Consider the following 26,057-nt stretch of genomic DNA (forward strand, 5'->3'; position numbering starts at 1 on the left):
AATAAGAGCATTGAATAAGTTAAACTACATATCTAATTTTTACTTTATCGGCATTGGCGGTATAGGTATGAGTGCGTTAGCTCGTTATTTTAAAGCAGCAGGTAAAAACGTTGCGGGTTATGATAAAACACCTTCAGGTATTACTTCCTCATTAGAAGAATTAGGTATTGCTATTACGTTTAAAGATTCGGTAGAAGAGATTCCTTCTATATATAAAGATATAGAGCATACACTCGTGGTTTATACACCTGCGGTGCCTAAGAATCACGCGGGCTATCAATTTTTTATTCAGTATAATTTCAACATCTTAAAACGTGCAGAAGTACTGGGGATGTTGACTCAGGAGAAATTTTGTCTAGCCGTCGCAGGTACTCACGGTAAGACGACCACAAGTGCTATGTTAGGCCACTTAATGGCAGCTTGTGAATTGCCGGTAACCGCATTTTTAGGTGGCATCGCAGAAAATTATCAAAGTAATTTAATACAGCAGGGAGAAGAGATTGTTGTGGTAGAGGCAGATGAGTTTGATCGCTCATTTATGCAGCTTTATCCTAATATTGCTGCCATTACGTCTATGGATGCTGATCATCTCGATATTTATGGAGATGCAGAAACCCTACAGCAAAGTTTTAGAGATTTTGCAGCACAGGTAAAAGAAGACGGAATACTCTTTGTAGCCAATGGCTTGCCTTTAACAGGTATTACAGTAGGAATTGAAGATGACGCTGTATATACAGCAATAAATGTAAATATAGAAAACGGAGCGTATCATTTTGATCTAAAACATCCTGATGGTTTGCTTAAAGATTTGGCGCTTAACCTGCCTGGTAGACATAACTTGTCTAACGCGATAACAGCTTTGGCGATGGCTTTAAAATACGGCTGCCCTGCCGAAAAGCTCGCCAAAGCGCTATTCGCATTTAAAGGGGTTAATCGCAGATTTAAGTATAGAATAAATACAGCAGAACACGTGCTTATTGATGATTATGCACATCATCCTACAGAAATTGATGCAGTGCATGATGCCGTACGCGAGATGTATCCTAACAGACGGGTTTTAGCTGTTTTTCAACCACATCTTTACAGTCGTACCCGCGATTTTATGGAGGAGTTTGCACGCAGTTTATCTCAGTTTGACGAATTACTTTTACTAGATATTTATCCTGCTCGCGAAGAGCCAATAGTGGGAGTAAATTCTCAAGAATTAATTAATCTAGTTACCAGTCCTAGAAAACAGCTCGTGAGTAAGAATGAGCTTGAGGTAAAAATGAGAGAGTCTAAGGCAACTATTAAAGTAATGATGGGAGCCGGCGATATTGGAGAAGAGATATTAAAAATCACTAAAAAATTCAGCAGATGAAAATAGGGTGGTTTTACATACGTATGATCGGTTTAGTGCTAATAACGCTGTTTTTAGTTGCATTTTCGCACAAGCGTAATGCAGACCGAAAAATCAAGGAGGTAAAGGTGAATTTTGAAGCCGGAGCAAATCTTTTTATCACTGCAGAAACGGTTGATAAATTGTTGATACAAAATGGAAAACCTCTGGAGGGACAGCCTAAAGATATTCTAGTTTTGAAAAATTTAGAGGCAACGCTAGATTCGCACGCAATGATTTCTGATGCAGATGTTTACCTAACCTTAGATGGGGTTTTAGGTGCAACGGTTAGGCAACGAAAACCACTAGGTCGCGTGCAGGCACAAAAACCGTATTATATAGATGAGCAAGGTGTAGCAATGCCCTTATCATCTAATTATTCTGCTCGAGTACCCTTAATTGAAGGAGTTTCAAAAGAGCAGATAGGAGAGGTTTACCCTTTATTAAAATATTTACAGCAAGACGATTTACTTGCAACGCAAGTGATAGGTATAAGCCGAAATCAAAATGGAGACTATAGTTTAACGCCTCGGGTGTTAAACTATAACATCAGTTTAGGAAAGATTAAAGATTTGCAAAGCAAGTTTGCAAACTATAAAGCTTTTTATCAAAAGGCGATTAAAGACAATAGTCTCACCGTATATAAAAATATAGATCTGCGGTTTAAAGGGCAGGTAGTTGGGACAAAATTTTAAGTTATGGAGCAGAAAGACATAGCAGTAGGATTAGACATTGGTACTACCAAGATTGTCGCTATGATAGGTCGTTATAACGAATATCATAAATTAGAAATTCTGGGAATCGGAAAATCTAAAAGTCTTGGTGTGCATAGGGGTGTTGTAAATAACATTACACAAACCATACAGTCTATTCAGCAGGCGGTGCAGGAAGCAGAGAGTGTGTCTGGCATGAAGATTGAAGATGTAGTCGTAGGTATTGCTGGGCAACACATACGTAGTTTGCAACATAGCGATTACATAACCCGCGCAGACGCAGATCAGGTTATAGGGCCTCGAGATATAGATATGCTGTGCAATCAGGTACATAAACTGGTAATGCTTCCGGGAGAAGAGATCATTCACGTGCTTCCACAAGAATATAAAGTAGACGGTCAAGCCGAGATCACACAGCCTATTGGGATGTATGGCGGCAGACTCGAAGCAAATTTTCACGTGGTTGTAGGTCAGGTTAGTAGCATACGCAACATAGGCCGTTGTGTAAAAAGTGCCGGTCTTAATCTTGATAAAATTACTTTAGAGCCTTTAGCTTCCGCGAATGCGGTATTAAGTCAGGAGGAAAAAGAAGCAGGTGTGGCTTTAATAGATATTGGTGGAGGTACAACAGATCTTGCCATTTTTAAAGATGGTATCATTAGACATACAGCCGTAATTCCTTTTGGAGGTAATGTGATTACTGAAGATATTAAAGAGGGCTGCAGTATTATTGAAAAGCAGGCAGAGCTTCTTAAAATTAAGTTTGGTTCTGCGTGGCCGGGAGAAAATAAAGACAACGAGATTGTTTCTATACCTGGATTACGCGGTAGAGAGCCTAAAGAAATTACGCTTAAAAACTTATCTAAGATCATTCACGCACGCGTCGTAGAGATCGTTGAGCAGGTATATCTCGAGATTAAAAATTATGGTCACGAGGAGCAAAAGAAAAAACTAATTGCTGGTATTGTTTTAACAGGAGGTGGCTCCCAGCTTAAACATTTAAAGCAACTTGTAGAATACATCACTGGGATGGATACGCGTATTGGCTATCCTAACGAGCATTTAGCAGGTGATAGTGATTCTGAGACCACAAGTCCCTTGTATGCAACTGCTGTAGGTCTTGTAATGAATAGTCTTGAGCATCGCCAAAATGAGCCCGAAGCACAACAGGATACAGCAATTGTAGAAGAGGAGGTGCCTGTAGAAGAGCCAGAAGTACAACTTGATCAAGATGATGAAGAGATTGAGCAACCCAAAGAGAAGAAAATACGCAAAAGCATCTTTGATACCTGGGCAGAAAAGTTCAAGGATTTCTTAGATAATGCAGAATAAAGAATTGAAAAAGAAAAACATCCAACTAATAAACCGGTAAAACGATATATTATGAGCAACACAGATTTTGAAAACATTTCGTTTGATTTACCAAAAAATCAGAGCAACGTCATCAAGGTAATTGGTGTAGGAGGTGGTGGTAGTAATGCCATTAACCATATGTTTAGTCAGGGAATAAATGGGGTTGATTTTGTAGTTTGTAACACAGACTCGCAAGCTCTGGAAAATAGTCCGGTGCCTATACGCATTCAACTTGGTGTAAGCCTTACAGAAGGTCTTGGCGCTGGTGCAAATCCTGATGTAGGTGAGAAAGCGGCTATAGAAAGCTCTGAAGACATCAAAAGAATGTTGGGAACCAACACAAAAATGATCTTTATCACGGCCGGAATGGGTGGTGGTACAGGTACCGGTGCTGCTCCTGTCATTGCAAAAATGGCCAGAGAGCTAGACGTACTTACTGTAGGTATCGTAACAATCCCATTTCAATTTGAAGGAAAAATGCGTAATGAGCAAGCTCAATTAGGTGTTGAGCGTTTACGCAGTCACGTAGATTCACTTATTGTAATTAACAATAACAAGCTGCGTGAGGTTTATGGTAATCTTGGTTTTAAAGCTGGTTTTAGTAAAGCAGATGAAGTACTTGCTACTGCATCACGTGGTATAGCAGAAGTAATAACACATCACTATACCCAAAACATTGACCTTAGAGATGCAAAAACCGTATTAAGTAATAGTGGAACTGCCATAATGGGTAGTGCAAATGCAAGTGGTGGCAGTCGTGCTCAGGATGCCATTAGAAAAGCATTAGACTCTCCATTATTAAACGATAATAAAATTACTGGTGCTCAAAACGTATTGTTGCTTATCGTTTCTGGTACCGAAGAAATTACAATAGATGAGATTGGGGAAATCAACGATCACATTCAGGATGAGGCTGGCCACAGTGCTAACATTATTATGGGTGTAGGTGAAGAAGAAAGCCTGGGTGATGCAATCTCTGTAACTATAATTGCCACGGGTTTTAATGTAGAGCAGCAGAATGAAATCGTAAATACCGAAACAAAGAAAATTATTCATACTCTTGAAGACGAGCAACGTGCACAGCACGAGCTATCTCCAAAGAGTACCGGTACGCGCTTAAATTTTGATGCTCCTGCTCCTAAAGAAGCTGCAGAACCAGAGAAGAAACCTATCGTACATACCCTTGATGATAGTGATGACCCTATAGATTTAATGGTGAATCAAAGCAAGAAAGAGGTTGAGAAGCCAAAAATGGATTTAATCTCTACAACAGATCTTATCCGTAATATTCAGGTTATTTATGAAGAAGTTTTAGACTATTCTGTTCTAGAATCTGAGCAGGAAGATGTTGATATGGATTTTAAAATTGTAAGTGTTGAGAAACCTACAAGAGATACTCAGGTAAACCTTTTTGAAGAAGAAGAGCAGTTTACACTATCATTTGATCTTCCTCTTAATGATAAGCCAAAACAAATTACTCCAGAATCTAAGACTGATACTAAAGAAAAGGAGATTGTTTACAGCTTAAGCGATGATGTTAATGATATTGAAGTTAATAATCCTGTCGAGATCGTTTCAGTTACCGAAGTTAATGAACAAGGTGAGAAGCGTTATAGTCTTGATGATTATATGGAGATGGAAGAGCATTTAAATAGCGCAAAACCACAACAACCGGTAAAACCGCAAGCTCCTGTAAAAAGAGAAGAAGAGCCTGTAGTTTTTGAACGCAAAACAGTAGAAGCTAAACCTCGAGTAGAAGTAAATGAAGAGGATGAAAATCCCATGAATACTCCTATATCAGAACTGCTTACTGAGCGCGCTGCAGAGCGTAAACGTATGATGAAAGAGTTTAACTATAAGTTTCAAAATAATCAATCGCGTATAGACGAGATTGAAAGACAACCAGCTTATAAAAGACAGGGTATTGATTTAAGTCAAAATCCAAGTTCTAATTCTAGTTTGTCACGTACCTCTTTGAGTAAAGATGATAACGACGAAATACAGTTAAGAAGAAACAATTCTTTCTTGCACGATAATGTTGATTAATATATAGATAAATCTTTCTTTAAAACCCTAATAGATATCTGTTAGGGTTTTATATTTTAATAATAGTTATAGATTTAGAAGATCTTTTAGCTTTAAAAAAAGTGGGGATAACACATAATAATAGCTATCTTCGCACTCCCGAAAAACAGAAAACTATGAGCTTACAGACAGATGTAATGACGGCTATGAAGACTGCGATGAAAGCAAAAGATCAAAATGCTTTAGCTTCTTTACGTGCTATTAAATCTGCAATTTTGACTGCTCAGACAGAAAGTGGGGCAAATGCAGAGTTATCTGAAGAGGAAGAGATTAAAATGCTTCAAAAGTTAGTAAAACAGCGTAAAGACAGTGCTGCGATTTATATAGAGCAAGATCGTGCAGAAATGGCACAAGAAGAGCTAGCTCAAGCGGCTGTTATTGAACAGTTTTTGCCAGAACAACTTAGTGAAGAAGAAATTGAAAAAGTTGTGATAGCTGTTATAGAACAAACAGAAGCTACTGGTATGCAAGATATGGGTAAGGTTATGGGGTTAGTATCTCAAGAGCTTGCCGGGAAAGCAGACGGTAAAACAATATCAACAATTGTAAGAAAAAAATTAGCTTAAGAGTTTACGCTTTCGCGGAAAAATGGCCTCGTGGCGCAACTGAATAGCGCATCAGATTTCGGCTCTGAGGGTTGGGGGTTTGAATCCCTCCGAGGTCACTAAAAAAAAGAGATAAATATCCAATATAGGATGTTTATCTCTTTTTTGTTTTTACAAAATTCTTTAATTCAATATAGCTAAAATCCTTTTAAATTTGTTCGTCTGTAGTTTACATTTGTAAGAAATTTATTTAATCATAAATATTTATTTTAAGTATATCTTTTTATATATCGATAATACTTGTATTTAGTCTTAAGATTTTATAATTGTAAGTTTTGTTTATGCGAGATAGTTCTACACAAGATTATAATTCATTAAGATATATAGTGTACCTCGCTCTTGTATCAGCGGTGCTAAGTTGTTCAACGATTCTCTATACTTCACTATTCACAGCGCGTTTAGTACGAATTCTATACGCTACTGTACTCATAGGGTTTTATTTGATACGATTTAAAAAAGGAAAAAAAATATTCCATTTGGCATTGATTTTTTTTTGGATGCGAGATGTTTGCGCAATTTATTACGAAGCTAATCTAGGGGTATTCTTTTATTTTGGTTTAGGAACTGTTGCGTACTTGCTACTTTTTTTTAAACAATTAAAAAATTTAATGCATTTGAAGTTTGAGGCTCCATCTATTATCGCAACTGGTTTATTCACCCTTGCATGTTTTATAATTTTATTTAATCTGAAATATTTAATTGGTGATGCCTCTGAAGGATCTATTGTAATTTATTATTTCTACTTTTTTGGTACAAGTATTATAGTTCTCATTTTGCTTTCTATATATTATTACTACAGAATGGGTAGTCTTAGGGCACTCGTCTTTTCTTTTGCAATATTTAGCTTAATGATTTCTGACGTATCTTCATATTTTGGTTACTATTTAGGAGTAAATCCACTTTTTTTAATCACAGGGGTTTTCTATATTATAGCTTTAGTTTTGCTTATAAATTTTTTAGTTAGACCATCACTTATTTCAGAAGAGAATAGAATTGAGAACGATCTATTTTGAATAATTTAAAGGATTTGAAATTATATTTTATGGCTATAGATTTATCATTGTTTTATAATTGTTTAAAGCATAAATAATTAGATATAGAGAATGATAGTTTTAAAAAATAATTATGTTAATTTGAAGTCAATTTTTTTTTAATAATAAAAGATAAGTGTTTTCAATTCGTAAGTATTTTAAGCTAGAGGTAATAACCGTAGTATTACTAATTGTTAATTTAGCTGTAACACATTTTTTAGAGTTAGATACCTTCAGGCTTGTACGTTTATTTTCTTTAAGTATATTAATAGGTTTTTATTTTTACAGACGGCATGTTAAAAGTGTGTGGGTTATTTATGCATTCCTTTTTTTTCTAATACGTGACATTGCTTACCAATTTTTTGAAGTTTCCTGGGGTGCAGAGACCTATATGACATTTGCTACATTGGGTTATTTCTTGCTCGTATTAGATAGAGTCCCTTTCTTTAGAGGTACCAGGTTTAGTCTTTTTGCTGTTATTTTTGGTTTGTTACTGGTTGTTGCAAATGGAACTATATTATTTGAATTAGGAAATATTGTTTCAAACCACGTAAACAATAATTTAGAGCTTCTTTTATTTTATCTATATGGTGTTTCTCTAATTACCCTTATTCTATCAGCCTACTATTACAACCATAGATTAAATAGCATGCGTTCCCTACTTTTTTTAATGATGGTTTTTTGTTTTGTAGCATCAGATATTGCGTCATGTTTAGCTTACTATATTGATTTGCAAGGATTGTATTATTTAGATCGTACAATGTTTATTTTAAGTATGGCGTTATTGGTAAACTTTGGTCTCAATATTAAAGGTGCAGCAACGGAAGAGGTAGATTTTATATCTCTTCAGGAGTAGTTTATTGTTTAAAATGTACGTTTTTTAATAATTGAGTGTATAGAGCAACACTTAATATTTGTAAATAGCTTAAATTGAGGTTAGAAGGAATCCATATCTAATAGAATTATTATAGATGGGAGTGAATTGTGCAGCAAATGAACTTAAAAAGAAATCTACCTGGTTAAACAAATTGGTTTACTTGGGTGGGTTTTTGATTATTTGCAACGTGCTTTCGGTGATTTATTTGCCAGTAATTACAACACGATATTTGCGCCTTATTTCCTCTGTAATTATTCTCTTGTATTATCTTTTTTTACTTCCAAAACATAACCTATTCTTCTTTTTTGCAATTACGGCTTTTATAATTAGAGATTATTTCTCAATCTACTACGAGTCGCAGATGAGTACCTATCTTTATTTTGTTTTTGGCTTTTTAGCCTATTCTATTTTAATTATTAAGCAGGCTAGAAATCTTCGTACGTATAGGGTACAACTCCCCTCAATACTTTCGTTATTTTTATTTGCGATTGCTAGTTTCTTCATACTAATTTTATTAGAGACTTTAGTGCAGGAAAATTTTACAGGTTCTGCAACAACCTACTTCTTCTACAGTATGGGAACCAGCATAATATTCTTATTATTTATTGCCATTTACTACCATTATAGATTGGGTAATTTAAGGTCGCTAATCTTTTCGTTTAGTGTTTTCTCGTTTATGCTATCTGATGCTTTGTGTTGCTTTGCCTATTATATGGATTTATATAATCTTTATATTGGTGTACGATTATTCTATATTTTGGGGTTAATTCTTCTTACCAATTATGCAGTAAATACAACATTGCGTCAAAAAGAACTGAGTCTCAAAGACGAGCTACTGTAAATTTTAAATAACATTTAAACTTAAATTTTACAAATACGCATTCTTTGATTATTCATTAATTAAAATTGCTATACAACCCTTATTTTTTTGCGTAAATTCGCAGGCAATTAAAATTTCTCATGTTAGAACGATTAAACTTTATAAAACAACGCTTTGACGAAGTAAGTGATCTTATTATTCAGCCAGATATTATTTCTGATCAGAAGCGTTATGTAGAGCTCAATAAAGAATATAAAGATTTGCGCGCCATAATGGATGAGCGTGACAACTATATTAAGCATATACAGCGCATAGACGAGGCTAAAGAGATTATTGCCGATGGTAGTGATCCTGAAATGACGGAGATGGCAAAGATGCAGTTAGAAGAGGCAGAAGAGGCTGTTCCGGCTTTAGAGGAGAAAATTAGATTTATGCTGGTTCCTAAAGATCCTGAAGATTCTAAGAATGCAGTGATGGAAATTCGAGCAGGAACCGGTGGTGACGAAGCGAGTATTTTTGCAGGAGATATTTATCGTATGTATATGAAGTACTGCGAGAGTAAAGGTTGGAAAACCAGTACTATAGACTACAGCGAAGGTACAAGTGGCGGTTTTAAAGAAATTCAGGTAGAAGTAACGGGAGAAGATGTTTATGGTACGTTACGTTTTGAAGCTGGTGTTCACCGAGTTCAGCGTGTACCACAAACCGAAACTCAAGGTCGTGTACATACTAGTGCGGCTACTGTAATGGTTTTTCCAGAAGCAGAAGAATTTGATGTTGAAATAAATCCTAAAGATGTGCGAATCGATTTTTTCTGTTCGTCAGGTCCAGGAGGTCAGTCTGTAAACACTACCTACTCTGCGGTGCGTTTGACGCATTTACCTACCGGTTTAGTAGCACAATGTCAGGATCAGAAGTCTCAACACAAGAACAAAGAGAAAGCCTTTAAAGTTCTTCGCTCTCGTTTATACGATATGGAACTTGCTAAAAAGCAGGAAGAAGATGCTTTAAAGCGTGGATCTATGGTAACCAGTGGAGATCGTAGTGCAAAAATACGTACCTATAACTATCCTCAGGGTCGTGTTACAGATCACCGTATAAACCTTACGCTTTATGATCTATCAAATATTATAGACGGCGATATTCAACGAATTATTGATGAGCTTCAGCTTGTGAGTAATACAGAGAAATTAGCCGAAGGTGGCGATGCAATCTAATCTGTAATTTTAATTAGAAAATAAACTCCTTTGAATAGTCAGCAACTTATAGATCAGATAAAAAAGAAACAATCGGTGCTTTGTGTAGGTCTGGATACAGATTTAGATAAAGTACCGAAACATTTACTGACTCTAGAAGATCCTATTTTTGAGTTTAATAAAGCAATTATAGACGCAACGCATCAGTATACTGTTGCCTACAAGCCCAATACGGCTTTCTATGAGGCATACGGTATATCAGGATGGCAGTCACTTGAGAAAACCATCAATTATCTCAATACAAACTACCCTGAAATTTTTACAATAGCAGATGCTAAGCGTGGCGACATAGGTAATACTTCTAGCCGTTACGCTAAAGCCTTTTTTGAGGATTTAGGCTTCGATTCGGTTACTACCGCTCCTTATATGGGTAAAGATTCTATTGAGCCCTTTTTGGCATTTGCCGGAAAGTTTACAATCATGCTCGCCCTCACATCTAATCCCGGGGCATTTGATTTTCAAACCCAGAAAGTAGATGGGGTAGAACTTTATAAAAAAGTGCTTGAGACTTCTAAAACCTGGGAAAATAGTGACCGATTAATGTATGTAGTAGGCGCGACTAAGGCAGAATATCTTGCAGAAATTCGTAAAATAATACCAGACGCATTTTTGTTAGTTCCCGGTGTAGGAGCGCAAGGTGGAAGTGTTGATGACGTTTTTAAATATGGAGCTAACGCTAATGCGGGGCTTCTTATAAACTCATCTCGCGGAATTATTTATGCTTCTACCAAAGAAGACTTTGCAGAGACTGCAAACGCTGAAGCAAAGAGATTGCAGGAACAAATGTCCGTTCATCTTCAAAAGTTAAGCTAAACGCATAATTTTGGCGCTATGAAAGATCAATTAGGGCGTCTCATTCAAATACAAGAACCGCCTCAACGTATTATTTGTTTAGTACCTAGTTTATCTGAACTCTTAGTAGATTTAGGTCTTGGTGAATTCCTTGTAGGTGTTACTAAGTTCTGCGTACATCCTCACAACTTAAGAACCGAAAAAACAGTTGTTGGAGGTACTAAAACCATTCATAAACATAAAATAGCCGCTTTAAATCCTGATTTTATTCTCTGTAATAAAGAAGAAAACACAATTGATATTGTTAAGACCTGTGAGGCTTTAGCACCTGTATATGTATCAGATATAAATAGTTTTGAAGACTTGTATGTCTTTCTTTCTCATCTGGGAGCGCTCTTTAATATTCAAGAAAAAACAGCTTCTTTTATTCTTGATATAAAGAGTAAACGCGAAGCTTTCCGAAGAAAAACAGCTGATTTGCCAGAGCGCAAAGTTGCCTATCTTATTTGGAAAAATCCTTTAATGGTTGCAGGGCGTGACAACTTTATAAATGTGCTTTTACACGAGTTAAATTTGAAAAATATCTTTGAAGTTAAAGAGGGGCGTTATCCACAAATAGAAAATGCAGAATTGAAAACCGCAGAATTGGTTTTTCTTTCTTCAGAACCATTTCCATTTACAGAACAACATATTAAAGAATTTCAAAATTTTACCGATGCTAAAATTAGTTGTGTAGATGGGGAGTATTTTAGTTGGTACGGCAGTAGGCTTTTAAAAGCATTTGATTATTTTGAAAAGCTACTCAAATCTTTAAATTAAAAAAGCCACCTCAGTGGATGGCTTTATATAGTTTCTAAAGTCCGTAATTAGAAATACGTATCTCTTCAGTTTCCTGAGCCGTTTTAAAAACATCCCAGTCTTTACCCTGAGTACGTCTGGCACCTAGGATGTTTGCAAATTGTCCTGCTTTAACTGGGTCATTATATTTAGCAAAACCATATGCGAGTCCGCCTGCAAAAGAATCTCCGCAGCCGGTTGTGTCTACAACTTTAGCTACCTTAATTGATGCGATCCAGTCTTTTTTAAGTTTTCCATTTTCTAACTGATATAAAATGCAGCCTCTAGAATCCATAGTTACATAAAAGAAGGAAACGCCTTTTTTAAGAACGTACTTTGCCAGATCATCTAAGTGACCGGTGGCGTTATCATCATATATAGATGGGATCTCGTGCTCGTATTCATTAGCGAAAGACATGCATTGTGACTCTTCAAGATTCATTTTTAAGACATCAATATACGGGAGCCATTCATCCTGATCAACCCAGAATTTACGATGCCTGTGTCCTTTTACATCCATCGCTGTTGTAGCGCCGTGTGCATCAAAAATAATTATGCCCTTGCTGTGTTTCTTAATATATTTTAAAGTGCTTAAACTTATCTCAAAATCTGTAATAGGCACAAAAACAAAAGCATCTGCGTCAAGATGCTTTTTGATATGCTTCGGGCGTATAGGATTCATACAGGCAAGCTGTTTTTCTTCCCGGTTATTTTGATCTTTAAAGTCAAGTAGAATTACTGTGCCACGGTCTTCTTTACTATTAATTCCGGCGAGATCAATATTTTTAAAATCTTTAAATTCAGTTGCAATGCCTTCACGATCTTTTTTATGAATATTAGAAACCGGAGTAACGGTTCCTTCACTATCTAAAAGTTTTGAAAGGGCAATAACAGGATGTGTTACGCAGCCGTAACGCATAATAATATCATTCTCATAGGTTGAGATGGTATCTCTAGGAATAGGTCCTGCTACAACTATTTTTAAAGGTTTTGTCATAAGATTAATCTTGTAGTGCAAATACTTTTTGAAGTAACGTAGTGGTACGTGCGGCAGCGTTTGTTCTAATATCTTTTTCTTCTAAAGCAATCATAGTATAAACCCCTTTAAGCGCCTGGTTTGTCACATAATCTGTTAGATCTGGGTTAACATCATTAGTAAGCGGTAACGCATTGTATTTTGTAATAAGGTTGCTCCAGATCTTATCTGCTCCTACTTTATTAAATGATTCTTTAATAATAGGATTAAACTGTGCATATAATGCGGTATTTGTTTTATTCTCTAAATAGGAGGTTGCAGAATTGTCTGCTCCTAACAAGATGTTTTTAGCGTCATTAAACGTGATTCCTTTTACTGCATCTATAAATATGGGAGTCGCTGTTCCTACAGCATCCTCAGCAGCACGATTTAATACTTTTAAACCTTCGTCTGCCAAGCTTCCAAGGCCAACACTGCGTAATGTGTTATCTACTTTTTGCAATTCTTCAGGCAGTAGAATTTTTACTAACGAGTTCCCATAAAAACCATTTTCCTGCGTAAGTTTTGTTACTTGTTTATCTATACCAAAATCTAAAGCCTGACGTAAACCGCTCGCTATAGTTGTATTGTCTACACCTACCTGATTGGGCAAATTATTTACTACAGATTGTAGTTCTGCGCATCCGCTTAAAAAGAGTACGGCAACTAATGCAATTATTTTTTTCATGGAGTTAAGTTAGGTTTTTCTTGGTTAATTTTAAAATGGAAAAGCACCGAGGGTCACTTCCTTTTATGGGTAATACCACGCGCATAAGCCGTCTATGACTAGCTGGTCAAGAAAAAATAACAGTCTTGTTTCCGTAGACCAGTACTTTATGTTCTATATGTGCTTTTATGGCTCTGGCTAAAACAATTTTCTCTAAGTCTCGACCTTTCAATATAAAATCCTGTACCGAATGTACGTGAGAAACACGTACGATTTCCTGCTCGATAATGGGGCCTTCGTCAAGATCTGCGGTCACATAATGACTGGTGGCTCCTATAATTTTTACACCGCGCTCAAAGGCAGCGTGATAGGGTTTAGCGCCAATGAATGCCGGTAAAAAGGAATGATGAATATTTATAATCTGATGTTTAAAGTTAGAAACAAAATCGTCAGATATAATTTGCATATAGCGAGCTAAAATAATAAGATCAATATTATGATCCCGTATGGCTTGTATCTGTTCAGCTTCGGCTTGCGCTTTTGTGTCTTTAGTAACGGGAATGTATTTAAAAGGAATGTCAAATCGCTTTGCCACAACCTCAAGATCTTTATGATTGCTTATAATTAAAGGTATTTCTACTTCGAGTTCACCTGAAGCATTTCGGCCTAAAAGATCATAGAGGCAATGGTCGTATTTTGAAACAAATAAAGCAAGTTTCGGTTTATACAGAGCATCGTACAGCTGATACGTGAGCTGGTAATCCTCTTCAAACTTTGCCGCAAACTGATTTTCAAATTCCGTAATTGTAAAATCTGCGTGGTCAAACTCACACTCAAGTCTCATAAAAAACACGCTTTGTTGTCTGTCTACGTGTTGATCGAGATAAACAATATTTCCACTTAGTTCAAGTATATATTGGGTAATTGTGGTTACAATACCTTTGCGATCGGGGCAATTAATTAAAAGTGTAATTTTCTGCATAATTTATCAAGCTAGATTAAAGCTAATCTAGAAAAATATGTGTCAAATTATTATATAAATAACACAAAATAAAGCGGTCTTTGTTGTCATTTATTTAAATTAGTACCAGTTTTAAAGTCAAATATTACGAATGAAACAAATAACACCATATAAGCCTAATCATAAAGTACGTATTGTAACAGCAGCTTCGCTCTTTGATGGGCATGATGCGGCTATAAATATAATGCGTCGCATCATACAAACTACCGGAGTTGAGGTAATACACCTGGGGCACGATCGTAGTGTTGAAGAGGTTGTAAATACCGCTATACAAGAAGATGCACACGCGATTGCACTTACTTCTTATCAAGGAGGGCATAATGAGTATTTTAAATACATGTATGATTTGCTTTGCGAAAAAGGTGCAGGGCATATTAAAATATTTGGCGGCGGCGGCGGCGTAATTCTGCCGGAAGAGATTGAAGAATTAATGAATTATGGGGTAACCCGTATTTACGCTCCAGATGATGGTCGTGAAATGGGATTACAGGGTATGATTAATGATCTGGTAATGCAGTCAGATTATGCGCTGGGAGATTCTTTAAATGGAGAGTTTGATAAGTTGAGTGCTCAAAACGACACGGCTATTGCCCGTATTATCTCTGCTGCAGAAAACTATCCTGAGGTTGCGAAGCCAACACTTGATTTAATTCATGAAAAAAACAAAGAATCAAAAACACCGGTTTTAGGAATTACAGGAACAGGTGGTTCTGGTAAATCATCGTTAGTAGATGAGCTAGTACGCAGGTTTCTGGTAGATTTCCCAGAGAAAACTATAGGTATAATATCAGTAGATCCTTCAAAACGAAAAACCGGAGGAGCACTTTTAGGAGACCGTATACGTATGAACGCTATTAATTCTCCTCGTGTTTATATGCGTTCGTTAGCTACGCGTCAAAGCAATCTGGCACTTTCTAAACACGTACAGGAAGCTGTTGAGGTTTTAAAGGCGGCTGAGTACGATTTAATTATTTTAGAAACCAGCGGAATAGGGCAAAGCGATACCGAAATTTTAGACCATAGCTCGGTTTCTTTATACGTAATGACACCCGAGTTTGGAGCTGCAACACAGCTTGAAAAAATTGACATGCTTGATTTTGCAGATCTGGTTGCCATAAATAAATTTGACAAACGGGGAGCACTTGATGCGCTGCGTGATGTTAAAAAACAATATATGCGTAATCATCAATTGTGGGAAACCCATCAAGATGACTTACCTGTTTTTGGAACCATAGCATCCCAGTTTAATGATCCGGGAATGAACCAACTTTATAAATCTATAATGGATGAGTTGGTAGCTAAGACTGAAACAGAGTTAAGAAGTAGTTTTGAGATTACAGACGAAATGTCTGAAAAGATATTTGTAATTCCACCGGCGCGTACACGCTATTTATCTGAGATTGCAGAAAGTAATCGTGCATATGATAAAACAGCAATAGATCAAGCAGAGGTTGCTCAAAAGTTATATGGTATTTTTAAAACCTTAGATACGGTTACCGGTGTGACTCCGCAGTTAGATAAAGCAGGTTTAGTTTTAGATGATAGCGGTACAGATTCAGATTTAGCAAAGCTTCTTTTAGCAGAGTTTGATAAGGTAAAAATGGATCTTGACCCGTATAATTGGGAAGTAATCACTGGCTGGGCAGACAAAGTAAATAAGTACAAAGAGCCTATTTATAGTTTCAAAGTACGCGATAAAGAAATTAAGATTGAGACACATTCAAAATCGTTGTCTCATTCTGACATCCCAAAAATAGCATTACCCAAGTATCAAGCCTGGGGAGATATTTTAAGATGGGTCCTACAAGAAAATGTACCAGGTGAATTTCCTTATACGGCTGGCTTGTATCCTTTTAAGCGTACAGGAGAAGATCCTACGCGAATGTTTGCAGGCGAAGGTGGTCCTGAACGGACTAATCGTCGTTTTCATTATGTAAGTATGGGATTGCCTGCAAAAAGGCTTTCGACTGCTTTTGACAGTGTGACACTTTATGGCAATGACCCCGATCACCGTCCTGATATTTATGGGAAAATAGGGAATGCAGGCGTTTCTATCTGCTGTCTTGATGATGCTAAAAAACTGTATTCTGGTTTTGATTTGTCAAACGCAATGACTTCAGTGAGTATGACGATAAATGGTCCCGCACCTATGTTGCTGGGCTTTTTTATGAATGCAGCGATAGATCAAAGTTGTGAAAAATATATAAAGGAGCATGATCTAGAAGATGAGGTAGAAAAAACTATTGCGGCTATTTATCTGAAGAATGGTCTAGATCGTCCTGTGTATCACGGCGAACTTCCTGAAGGAAATAATGGTTTAGGGTTGATGCTTCTGGGAGTAACAGGAGATCAGGTATTGCCTAAGGAGGTTTATGAAAAATTAAAAGCAGAAACGATTCAGCAGGTGCGTGGTACTGTACAGGCAGATATATTGAAGGAAGATCAGGCGCAAAACACTTGTATTTTTTCTACGGAATTTGCATTGCGTTTAATGGGTGATGTGCAGGAATATTTTATTGAAAATCAGATACGTAATTTCTATTCGGTTTCTATTTCTGGATACCATATTGCTGAAGCAGGAGCAAACCCTATTACACAATTAGCTTTTACCCTTGCTAATGGGTTTACCTATGTAGAGTATTATCTAAGCAGAGGTATGGATATCAATAAATTTGGTCCTAACCTATCTTTTTTCTTTAGTAACGGTGTTGATCCTGAATATGCGGTTATAGGTCGTGTAGCTCGTAAAATCTGGTCAAAAGCCTTAAAATATAAATATGGAGCGAATTCAAGAGCGCAAATGCTGAAGTACCACATTCAAACTTCAGGTCGCTCGTTGCATGCGCAGGAAATAGATTTTAATGATATACGTACCACACTTCAGGCTTTGTATGCGATTTATGATAATTGTAATTCACTGCATACAAATGCCTACGATGAGGCGATTACTACACCTACCGAAGAAAGTGTGCGTCGGGCAATGGCAATTCAGCTAATAATCAATAAAGAATTAGGTCTTACTAAAAATGAAAATCCTATTCAGGGAGCGTTTATTATTGAAGAATTGACTGATCTGGTTGAAGCAGCTGTTTTGCAGGAATTTGATCGTATTACAGAACGTGGCGGAGTATTAGGCGCTATGGAAACAATGTATCAGCGAAGTAAAATACAAGAAGAGAGTTTGTATTACGAAACGCTTAAACACAATGGTGAATTTCCGATTATAGGTGTAAATACATTTTTAAGTAGTAAAGGTTCGCCTACTGTAAAACCTATGGAAGTAATACGCGCTACCGAAGAAGAAAAGCAAGCACAGATTGCAACACTTACTAATCTGCATAAAGCTTATGAGAATGATGCAGAAGCGATTTTAAAAAGCGTTCAGGAGGCAGCAATTCAAAATGAAAATATGTTTGAAAGGCTGATGGAAGCTACTAAAATCTGTTCATTAGGGCAGATTACAAATGCTCTTTTTGAAGTAGGCGGGCAGTATAGAAGAAATATGTAAGCGATAGTTATAATCGCATTAGCGAATCTGGAATTAACCAGCATATACGCATTGTAAAAGGTCTCATAGTTGTGAAAAACTGTGAGGCCTTTTTTTTATCAATTTAAGGGTAAAAAATGCGTGAAGGATAGAAGTGTAAAGCCCACAGCCAAGCGCTAGCAAAGGTGAGGACTTGCAACGTATAGCTTGACCCGAAGGGACACGCACTAATTATTTAAATAAATAGTTATTGTATAACTTGAATATTTTTTAATCTTCAAAATTGAAATCGTCAGGGTCAAAGGAATCATCGTCATCTACTTCAGGATCGTTGTAATCAACTCCCGGCGGATTAAAGAGTCCCCAACGGTCTATCATGTAATTAAAAGGATCAAAAGTTTTTACCCACTCTGCAAAAAGAATTCTAAAGGCTTCAATTTCATTACGCAACAAGTCTAAATATTCGGTTTCTTTAAAGCCATACATTTCTAAACCGGTCATATGTGTATCAAGATCCTGCGCAGATTTACGAATTAGACAGGCTTTTTCCATCTTAATGTCGTAAAGATCACAATTAAATGCTCCGGCTATTTTCGAAGGAATCACAGAAGCATCTCCTCTAATGTACAAGGCCTGACTTCTTAAAATCTCCTGGTCTAGTTGCGCTTCTGAGCTTGTCTCGTAAGCCGCAGCAATCTCTGCAATTCTATTTGCTAACTTCAATATTTCTGTAGCTTTTAAGTAAAGCGCCGAATTTTGATAGTTATTAGAGGAATTAAAATTGTCTTCTAAAGACATACATTAAGATTTAAGTCATTGATTAATGACTGTAGATTAAAGGAATTGTAGCCCTGTTATTTGAAAGCGGACATAACACTTTAAATTACAATAAAAATTTATACTTAAAAAAGAGGATTTGACTAGAGTGTCATCATCCATTTGTGCTGAAGTTTTCTAAATTTTCTTACTTCTGTACGCAGCAAACGCACAAAATCTTTACCGCTGCTTTCAGCACGCTCCAGGCGTTCGCAGGTGGCATATAAACTAGCAGTAAGACGCTCTAAAGATGCAGCATATTTAAGACGATCATCTTGAAAAGTCTGACTTTCTGCCTTAATGATCTCGGGTGCTAAAGAATCTGAATGCCGTACAATGTCGCCTGTAAAATAAACGTAGGGATTCTCACTTCCGTTAGATTCTAAGGGAGCAAGATCATATATCAGGTAATTTGAAATTGAGCGCGAAAGTCTCAGGATTTCAATTGCTTGATTGTATAAACGTGTATTTCTAGGTGTTGATGACATAGCTTAATTGTGTTCCAAATTTAGCAGTATTCATAGATTAATATATATAGATTTTAAAGTTTTAAGTTATATTTACTTTAATATTTAAAGAAAATAACCCCATTTTATTTAAAAATGCATATAGATTCAACCAACTGGAAAATTTTACAAACACTGCAGAAAAATGCACGTATTAGCAACAGTGCTTTAGGGCGTGCGGTAGGAATTACATCACCTGCTGTTGCAGAGCGAATACGTAAAATGGAAGATGCAGGTATATTAGTAGGTTATAAAGCCGAAATATCTCATTTTGAATCAGGTCATCAGTTAAAAGCCATAATCACGCTACGCGCTTTCATGGGACGTCTTAAACCCTTTTTAGAGAAAGTGCATGAGTTTAGCGAAGTGCTCAATTGCTATCGCATTACCGGTAACGAGAATATTTTATTAGAAGTAGTACTCTTTGATCAATTTCATCTTGAAGAATTCATAGATAAGCTCATAACTTATGGGGAGACTAAAACCCATATTGTGCTTTCTACAGTAATTGAAAACGCGCCCATACGTACGCGCAGAGAAGACCGAAAAAAGAGTTGATTTATAAAGTGCTCAAATACCAGATGCTGAACGCAATTAATAAAATAATACTTACGATACTAAATACATTTAAAAGTTTACCAGGTCTGTCTTTTTGAGGAACTGCTTTACTATTCATCACAAAGAAGTTAGCAATAGCAAAAAACGGAGCGGTTAAAAACGAAAGTATAGTAGCTATTTCAACCAGCTTACCCATCTCACTGGTAAGAAAGAATAAGATGCAGCTGGTTCCTAATATGAGAATTAAAAGCCAGGTGGTATAACTTCCTTTAATCGTTTTATCGCTTATTAATTCTAAGGTTCTCGACATGGCTCTAGGTGAAGCGTCTAATGTGGTGAGCGTGGTGCTAAACATTGTGGTGAGTGCTGCGATACCTATTAGAAAAAATGCCCAATTACCCAGACTACCGGTATACATATCTATGAGTTGCTTAGCAAACAGGACGCCACTTCCACTAAATTCTATGCCACTATTGTGCATCACAAGAGCTCCCAAACCTACAAAACACGTCCCAACGATTATCGTACCCAGAAAACCAATATTAAAATCAAAAACAGCAGATTTTCTGGTAAGTGTTCCTTCTTTGGCTTTCTCTAATGACCAGAGCGAATGCCAGATTGAGATATCTAGTGGTGCGGGCATCCAGCCCATAAAAGCTATAAGAAAAGCAATGCCTGCTGCATCTGTAGGTAATACTTGAGTAAATGCCACTTGCTGATGCGGTTCAAACCCTGCAATTGAAACGGCGATTAATGTGCTAATAGTTAATGTGATTACGATAACTTTCATCAAATTATCTAGAAAACTGTATTTACCCAGTAAGAGAAGTGTTGCGCAAATAGTGGTTATTATTAGACTCCAGGTGGTAATATCCCAATCTATGCCAAAAATATAGGTCGCAATACCGGCAGTAACGATAGTTACAGCGGTTTGAATAGTAAACATGGTAAGCAAATTAATTATAAAATAGAAGATTAAAACAATCTTACCAAGCTTACGATAGCCGTCTAATAAACTTGTGCCCGTCGCTGCGGCATATCGTGGGCCATACTGAAAAAACGGGTATTTTATAATATGTATAAGAACCAAAGCCCATACCAGACCAAAACCGTAATCAGCACCAGATCGCGTGGATTGTACCAGATGGGAGACCCCAATTGCTGCACCCGCAAACAAGAGACCTGGACCCAATTGTCTGAGAAGATTTTTCATTTAAAATTTGATTTTTTCTCAATTAAGTCTGAAAGTAATCGGCGTGCACGTAGGAGCTTAACTTTTACATTGCTTAAGGGTTCTTCAAGTGTTTTAGCCATTTCTTTGTAGCTCATTTCTTGAAAGTATCTCAAATTGATCACCTCTTGATAATGGGGTTTTAACTTTTTGATGTGTGCTAATAGCTCTGAAAGATTCTGCTCTGTAATAAGAGAGTCTTCTGCAGTAGGATTTTTATCGACGACACTATTAAGTTTAAATTCTTTATGTACACGTTTATGCTCGCTGCTTTCTTTACGCAGCAGATCTATATGAAGATTTTTAGAAATCGTAATGAGCCAGGTGCTAAATTTATATTTACTATCGTAGGTGCTTAGCTGATTAAAGGCTTTAGAAAATGTCTGTATAGTTATTTCTTCGGCTTTAAAATCATCTTGAGTACGTTTTAGCTGAAAAGCGTATACGTAGTGCCAGTGCGCATTAAGTAAGTAATTATAGGCGCTTTGACTGCCAGATTTGGCTTCTTTAATTTTACGGTCTAAGAGTTCCTGGTCTAGTTCCAACGGCGGGGTTTTACCAATGTATTTGAAATAAAGATAAGCATTTGAAGGCTTATTAAAAATGGCTCCAGGATAGGGATTACCGGAATGAGTTTATTTTCTTTTAATTTAATGGCTGTTTTTGATGTGACAAACCAAACTAAAATAATACGTAAAAGTGCTAAAACGCAAACTAGTGTAAAAAATTGTTTTAGGATTAAGAGTGCGAAGAATAGTATAAAAAATAAAAACTGAGAGACATAAAATAAACCCAATTGGATTTGATGTTTCATTTTATATTCTTTTGCGACATTGGTATGTCTGCGTTTTTGTATAAACCATTCTTTCCAGGTTTTTTTAGGCTCTGAATAGGTGAATGATTCCGGAATAAAACATGTAGCTACATTGGTGGCTGTGGCATTTTGATTCACAAATAAATCATCATCGCCGGCCTTTAGATGTAGATGCTTTTCAAATCCGTTTCCTGTATTAAATGTTTTTTTAGAGTAGCTCAAATTGCGACCTACGCCCATATAGGCATTATTGTGGGTGGCATAACTAAAATATTGCATCGCAGTTAAAAGCGTTTCAAAACGAATAAGTTTATTAAGCCATGATTTTTTATAGAATCTATAACCACTATAACCCAAAACAAATGTCTTGGTGTCATTTAAATTTTCAGTCATTAAAGTGATCCAGTACGGGCTGTTAGGTATGCAATCTGCATCAGTAAACAAAAGTTTTTCAAAAGATGCCTTGGCTATTGCTTGTGTAATTCCTGCTTTTTTTCCTGTTTCCGACTTTAAGTCGATAACTTTTATAGAATTGTGCAAACCTGAGTATTGCCGCATCAATGCTAAAGTAGCATCTGTAGAATGGTCGTTGACCAGTATAATTTCAAAAAGAGGATAATGTTGATTTATAAGAGACTGTAAAAGTGAGTCTATATTTTGAGCTTCATTTTTTGCACAAACTATAATGGAAACTCCTTCATTTTGAATAGGATGATTTATAAAAACACCTTTGGTATAGCCGAATTTTAAAAAGTAGAGATAATATAAGCAATTAACTAGAACAGTGGCTACATATAAAACCAAAAGAAGCTCACTTATTAAAGGTAATTGTAGCACAAGGTATTAAGAAGACTTCGGTGCGCAATCGCCCATTTCTTCAGGCATTTTACCACACATACCACAGGCTTCACCACTTTTATTTAAAAATGGATTCTGGCTTGCACAGGTTCCTGCAAATTTACCATCTTTTTTTGCCCAAATCTTAATAGCAATACCTGCAAAGGCAAGTCCTAAAAGTACAAGAGTTATCAGAAGTAATTTCATAGCTTAAATTTGAACTGCAAAGATACGACCTTGAAGAGAGAGCCCCAAAGTATTTACCATTCTCTATTTAGTTAAAATATCTAACATTAAATTGCTTTATTTAACTAAAGATTAGTAGGCTGCGCAAAATTTGAATGTTAATTATTGATACATTTGATCTTCACAAACCATTAAAAATAAAATTATGAAATTTAATAAATCCCTTGTATTTATGTTACTTATGGGCTTTGTAATAGCATTTAGCTCTTGTGAAGACGGTAAGAAAAAAGATCAAATTAAGCTTGAAGAGCAGGAGGCAGAAATGGCCAAAGCCGAAAGTGATGCAAAAGAAGCTGAGATGAAAGAAGCTCAAGCTAATGAAGAGAAAATGAAGGAAGAAGCCAGAACTAACAGTATTGCGGGTAAAGCTATGGCATCAAGAGATCTTGATACGTTAGTAATAGCCCTTAAAGCTGCTGGTCTTGCTGATATGTTATTAGCTGAAGGTGATTACACGGTTTTTGCGCCAACAGATTACGCATTTTCTGAATTGAAAAAAGGAACTTTAGAAGACCTAGTAAAACCTGAAAATAAAGAAATGCTTATAGGTGTTTTACAATACCACGTAGTTGCAGGTAAAATGAGATCTGAAGATTTAGGTAAAGCTATTGATGCTGGTAACGGTAAAGCAGAGCTTACCACTGTAAAAGGAGATAAACTTACTATTATGCGTGATGGTGATCAGATTGTAATTAAAGACGGTAAGGGTAAAAAAGCTCAAATTGTTTTAGGAAATATTGATGCTTCTAACGGGGTTATACATGAGGTTAGTAAAGTATTGATGTCTAAATAATTTTAGATTTTAATATATAGAAAAGCCCGCTCAGCATTTGCTGAGCGGGCTTTTTATTTTTACAAGCGCTATGGTTATTCTATAATATTTACCTCAGGCTCTATAACGATATTGAAAAGATCCCGAACTTCTTTCTGAATTTTTAGGGCTAAACTCCAGATATCATCACCACTCGCTTCCCCATAATTTACAAGTACCAATGCTTGTTTTGTGTGTACACCGGCATCCCCGTAACGTTTTCCTTTAAATCCGGCTTTTTCTATAAGCCAGCCGGCGGGTACTTTTATTAAAGACTCAGATACTGGGTAAAATGGCATTTCGGGATAAATACGTTGTATTGCTTTAAATTCAGCGATATCAATCACAGGGTTTTTAAAAAAACTTCCGCTATTACCTAAAACGTTAGGGTCTGGTAATTTTGAAGAACGTATATTAATTACAGCTTCGGCAATATCTTTAATGCCGGGCTCTGTAATGTTTTGCTTCTCAAGAATCTCTTGTATAGCTCCATACTCGGTATGCAGCAAATGGTTTGTTTTAGTAAGTTTAAAGACCACCGATGTGATTACAAAAATGTCTTTAGCCTCACTTTTAAAAATAGATTCTCTGTAACCAAATTTGCACTCAGAATGTGTAAACGTTTTAGATTCTAGTGTACTGCGATTTAATGCCGTACAGGAATCAAAAACATCTTTTAATTCTACACCATAAGCCCCAATATTCTGAACAGGAGAGGTGCCGGTATTTCCTGGAATTAGTGCGAGGTTTTCTACTCCTCCATAATTATGATTAACGCAATACATCACAAAGTCGTGCCAATTCTCACCGGCAGCAACTTCGAGCCAAATGTGCTCCTCATTTTCTTTTATTGTAGCAATTCCTTTTAATCCTATTTGAATCACCAATGCCGAAACATCATTCTTAAGCAGCATATTACTCCCGCCACCCAGGATAAATTTACGATCAACAGCCTTTGTGCTTAAGGCTTCTTTTAATTCGGCAATTGTAGTTACTGAAACAAAAGAATTGGCTATAGCATCTATACCAAATGTATTGTAATTTTTAAGAGAAACGTTTGGCGTAATTTTCATTAATTCTGGTACTGTTTTAGCGCTTCTTTTAGCAAAGCAACAGCTTCAATTAAATCTTCTTTTTTAAGAACATAAGCAATACGCACTTGATTGAGTCCTTCACCTTCGGTAGAGTAAAAACCTGCAGCAGGAGCAACCATTATCGTTTTGTTATTATGCTCAAACGATTCTAAAAGCCAGCGTGCAAAGTCGTCTGAGTTTTTAACAGGTAATTCTGCGATACAATAAAATGCACCCTTAGGGTTTGCAACACGTACACCGGGAATTGCTTCTAAACCGGATACTAATGTATTTCTACGATCAACGTATTCTGATATCACTTCATCAAAATAAGATTGTGGTGTGTCTAATGCAGCTTCACTTGCAATCTGGGCAAGTGTAGGAGGGCTTAAGCGTGCCTGAGCAAACTTCATAGCAGTTGCCATCAATGTTTTATTGCGACTCACGATGCATCCTATTCGCGCACCGCACATTGAGAAACGCTTAGAAACAGAATCGATCATTATTGTATGCTCATCAATAGTGCGTTGATTCAAAACCGAGTGGTGTTTTAAGCCATCATAAGCAAACTCTCTATATACCTCATCTGCAATTAAAAACAAGTCGTGTTTTTTAACTAATTCAGAGAGTTGGTCTAATTCATCCTGACTGTATAAATAACCGGTAGGGTTGCCTGGGTTACAAATAACAATAGCCTTAGTCTTAGCTGTGATTTGTTTTTCAAATTCTGAAATAGGAGGCAATGCAAAACCGCTTTCAAAAGAAGAAATTACGGGCTTTACGGTAACGCCTGAGGCAGTTGCAAAACCATTATAATTAGCATAAAAAGGTTCGGGAATGATGATCTCATCACCGGGATCTGTAACACTTCCCATTGCAAACATAAGAGCTTCAGAGCCGCCGGTAGATATAATAATATCTGATGCAGTAACATCTATGCCTTGCTTACCATAATAGGCTGCTAGTTTTTCGCGATAACTTAAAAAACCTGCAGAATGACTGTATGATAAAACTTCAATGTCTGCCTCTTTTACAGCATTAAGAGCGGCTTGAGGGGTTTTAATATCGGGTTGACCTATGTTTAATTGGTGTATAGTTACTCCTCTCGCTTCTGCAGCTTCTGCAAAAGGTACGAGTTTACGTATAGGTGATTCAGGCATAGATAGCCCCTTGTGTGAAATCTTCGGCATAAAATCTTTTTTTTAGAACTGCAAATTTGCAAATTATT

The 26,057-nt window shown here is 36.5% G+C and carries 25 protein-coding genes and 1 tRNA gene; 15 read left to right on the forward strand and 11 right to left on the reverse strand.

Annotated elements, in window-relative coordinates:
• Positions 1-10: 10 nt before the first annotated feature.
• The 12 genes from murC to P164_RS17330 all read left to right on the forward strand — a co-directional run bounded on the left by murC (position 11) and on the right by P164_RS17330 (position 11,729).
• Positions 11-1,360: a UDP-N-acetylmuramate--L-alanine ligase gene (gene murC, locus P164_RS17275; protein WP_028377572.1), complete on the forward strand. Its 1,350-nt coding sequence runs from the start codon at positions 11-13 to the stop codon at positions 1,358-1,360.
• Complete coding sequence (locus P164_RS17280) at positions 1,357-2,073, forward strand: cell division protein FtsQ/DivIB (protein WP_028377573.1); 717 nt, start codon at positions 1,357-1,359, stop codon at positions 2,071-2,073. The genes murC and P164_RS17280 overlap by 4 nt, the downstream gene beginning before the upstream one ends.
• Positions 2,074-2,076: 3 nt before the next feature.
• Positions 2,077-3,423 carry a cell division protein FtsA gene (ftsA, locus tag P164_RS17285; RefSeq protein ID WP_028377574.1) on the forward strand — a complete coding sequence of 449 codons (1,347 nt, stop codon included), beginning with the start codon at positions 2,077-2,079 and terminating at the stop codon, positions 3,421-3,423.
• Positions 3,424-3,474: 51 nt separating this feature from the next.
• A complete protein-coding gene (gene ftsZ / locus P164_RS17290; protein WP_028377575.1) occupies positions 3,475-5,490 on the forward strand; it encodes a cell division protein FtsZ in 2,016 nt (671 codons plus the stop codon).
• Between the two features lie 155 nt (positions 5,491-5,645).
• On the forward strand, positions 5,646-6,095 hold the full coding sequence (locus P164_RS17295; protein WP_028377576.1) for a GatB/YqeY domain-containing protein: 450 nt from the start codon (positions 5,646-5,648) through the stop codon (positions 6,093-6,095).
• A 24-nt stretch (positions 6,096-6,119) separates the two neighbouring features.
• Positions 6,120-6,193, forward strand: a tRNA-Arg gene (locus P164_RS17300).
• A gap of 417 nt (positions 6,194-6,610) precedes the next feature.
• Complete coding sequence (locus P164_RS17305; protein ID WP_028377577.1) at positions 6,611-7,147, forward strand: hypothetical protein; 537 nt, start codon at positions 6,611-6,613, stop codon at positions 7,145-7,147.
• Between the two features lie 322 nt (positions 7,148-7,469).
• Positions 7,470-8,021 (forward strand): hypothetical protein, encoded by a 552-nt coding sequence (locus P164_RS17310; RefSeq protein ID WP_125411793.1) that lies wholly within the window; start codon positions 7,470-7,472, stop codon positions 8,019-8,021.
• A gap of 382 nt (positions 8,022-8,403) precedes the next feature.
• On the forward strand, positions 8,404-8,883 hold the full coding sequence (locus P164_RS18595; protein WP_125411794.1) for a hypothetical protein: 480 nt from the start codon (positions 8,404-8,406) through the stop codon (positions 8,881-8,883).
• A 119-nt stretch (positions 8,884-9,002) separates the two neighbouring features.
• A complete protein-coding gene (gene prfA / locus P164_RS17320) occupies positions 9,003-10,079 on the forward strand; it encodes a peptide chain release factor 1 (protein WP_028377580.1) in 1,077 nt (358 codons plus the stop codon).
• 30 nt (positions 10,080-10,109) lie between these two features.
• Positions 10,110-10,931 carry an orotidine-5'-phosphate decarboxylase gene (gene pyrF, locus P164_RS17325; RefSeq protein ID WP_028377581.1) on the forward strand — a complete coding sequence of 274 codons (822 nt, stop codon included), beginning with the start codon at positions 10,110-10,112 and terminating at the stop codon, positions 10,929-10,931.
• A gap of 18 nt (positions 10,932-10,949) precedes the next feature.
• Entirely contained in the window at positions 10,950-11,729 is a 780-nt protein-coding gene (locus P164_RS17330) for an ABC transporter substrate-binding protein (RefSeq protein WP_028377582.1), read from the forward strand.
• 34 nt (positions 11,730-11,763) lie between these two features.
• Here P164_RS17330 and P164_RS17335 read toward each other — a convergent pair whose 3' ends face one another.
• The 3 genes from P164_RS17335 to purU all read right to left on the reverse strand — a co-directional run bounded on the left by P164_RS17335 (position 11,764) and on the right by purU (position 14,411).
• Complete coding sequence (locus P164_RS17335) at positions 11,764-12,744, reverse strand: carbohydrate kinase family protein (RefSeq protein ID WP_028377583.1); 981 nt, start codon at positions 12,742-12,744, stop codon at positions 11,764-11,766.
• Positions 12,745-12,748: 4 nt separating this feature from the next.
• The gene (locus P164_RS17340) at positions 12,749-13,450 is read right to left on the reverse strand and encodes a DUF4197 domain-containing protein (protein WP_028377584.1); all 702 of its coding nucleotides are present in this window, start codon (positions 13,448-13,450) and stop codon (positions 12,749-12,751) included.
• 106 nt (positions 13,451-13,556) lie between these two features.
• On the reverse strand, positions 13,557-14,411 hold the full coding sequence (gene purU, locus P164_RS17345; RefSeq protein ID WP_028377585.1) for a formyltetrahydrofolate deformylase: 855 nt from the start codon (positions 14,409-14,411) through the stop codon (positions 13,557-13,559).
• 130 nt (positions 14,412-14,541) lie between these two features.
• On the opposite strand from purU, the gene P164_RS17350 reads away from it, so the two are divergent.
• Positions 14,542-17,958, forward strand: coding sequence for a methylmalonyl-CoA mutase family protein (locus P164_RS17350; protein ID WP_028377586.1), 3,417 nt, complete (start codon positions 14,542-14,544; stop codon positions 17,956-17,958).
• A gap of 249 nt (positions 17,959-18,207) precedes the next feature.
• Here P164_RS17350 and P164_RS17355 read toward each other — a convergent pair whose 3' ends face one another.
• Positions 18,208-18,735 (reverse strand): hypothetical protein, encoded by a 528-nt coding sequence (locus tag P164_RS17355; protein WP_028377587.1) that lies wholly within the window; start codon positions 18,733-18,735, stop codon positions 18,208-18,210.
• Positions 18,736-18,857: 122 nt separating this feature from the next.
• Entirely contained in the window at positions 18,858-19,241 is a 384-nt protein-coding gene (locus tag P164_RS17360; protein ID WP_028377588.1) for a hypothetical protein, read from the reverse strand.
• Between the two features lie 114 nt (positions 19,242-19,355).
• Here P164_RS17360 and P164_RS17365 point away from each other — a divergent pair, with 114 nt between their 5' ends.
• The gene (locus P164_RS17365) at positions 19,356-19,817 is read left to right on the forward strand and encodes an Lrp/AsnC family transcriptional regulator (RefSeq protein WP_028377589.1); all 462 of its coding nucleotides are present in this window, start codon (positions 19,356-19,358) and stop codon (positions 19,815-19,817) included.
• Between the two features lies 1 nt (position 19,818).
• On the opposite strand, the gene P164_RS17370 is transcribed toward P164_RS17365, so the two are convergent.
• The 4 genes from P164_RS17370 to P164_RS17385 are packed head-to-tail and all read right to left on the reverse strand — an operon-like array spanning position 19,819 to position 22,906.
• Complete coding sequence (locus P164_RS17370) at positions 19,819-21,030, reverse strand: Nramp family divalent metal transporter (protein ID WP_028377590.1); 1,212 nt, start codon at positions 21,028-21,030, stop codon at positions 19,819-19,821.
• Complete coding sequence (locus tag P164_RS17375) at positions 21,027-21,593, reverse strand: RNA polymerase sigma factor (RefSeq protein ID WP_028377591.1); 567 nt, start codon at positions 21,591-21,593, stop codon at positions 21,027-21,029. The genes P164_RS17370 and P164_RS17375 overlap by 4 nt, the downstream gene beginning before the upstream one ends.
• Positions 21,584-22,699: a glycosyltransferase gene (locus tag P164_RS17380; protein ID WP_051621393.1), complete on the reverse strand. Its 1,116-nt coding sequence runs from the start codon at positions 22,697-22,699 to the stop codon at positions 21,584-21,586. Before P164_RS17380 ends, P164_RS17375 begins: the two co-directional genes overlap by 10 nt.
• Positions 22,700-22,705: 6 nt before the next feature.
• Positions 22,706-22,906 carry a hypothetical protein gene (locus P164_RS17385; protein ID WP_028377593.1) on the reverse strand — a complete coding sequence of 67 codons (201 nt, stop codon included), beginning with the start codon at positions 22,904-22,906 and terminating at the stop codon, positions 22,706-22,708.
• Positions 22,907-23,090: 184 nt separating this feature from the next.
• On the opposite strand from P164_RS17385, the gene P164_RS17390 reads away from it, so the two are divergent.
• Complete coding sequence (locus P164_RS17390) at positions 23,091-23,738, forward strand: fasciclin domain-containing protein (RefSeq protein ID WP_028377594.1); 648 nt, start codon at positions 23,091-23,093, stop codon at positions 23,736-23,738.
• Between the two features lie 74 nt (positions 23,739-23,812).
• Here the strand turns inward: P164_RS17390 and murB are convergent, their stop codons facing one another.
• Positions 23,813-24,829, reverse strand: coding sequence for a UDP-N-acetylmuramate dehydrogenase (murB, locus tag P164_RS17395; RefSeq protein WP_028377595.1), 1,017 nt, complete (start codon positions 24,827-24,829; stop codon positions 23,813-23,815).
• Complete coding sequence (locus P164_RS17400; protein WP_028377596.1) at positions 24,829-26,019, reverse strand: pyridoxal phosphate-dependent aminotransferase; 1,191 nt, start codon at positions 26,017-26,019, stop codon at positions 24,829-24,831. The genes murB and P164_RS17400 overlap by 1 nt, the downstream gene beginning before the upstream one ends.
• Between the last annotated feature and the right edge of the window lie 38 nt (positions 26,020-26,057).

The sequence above is a fragment of the Leeuwenhoekiella sp. MAR_2009_132 genome (assembly GCF_000687915.1).
Taxonomy (GTDB): Bacteria; Bacteroidota; Bacteroidia; order Flavobacteriales; family Flavobacteriaceae; genus Leeuwenhoekiella.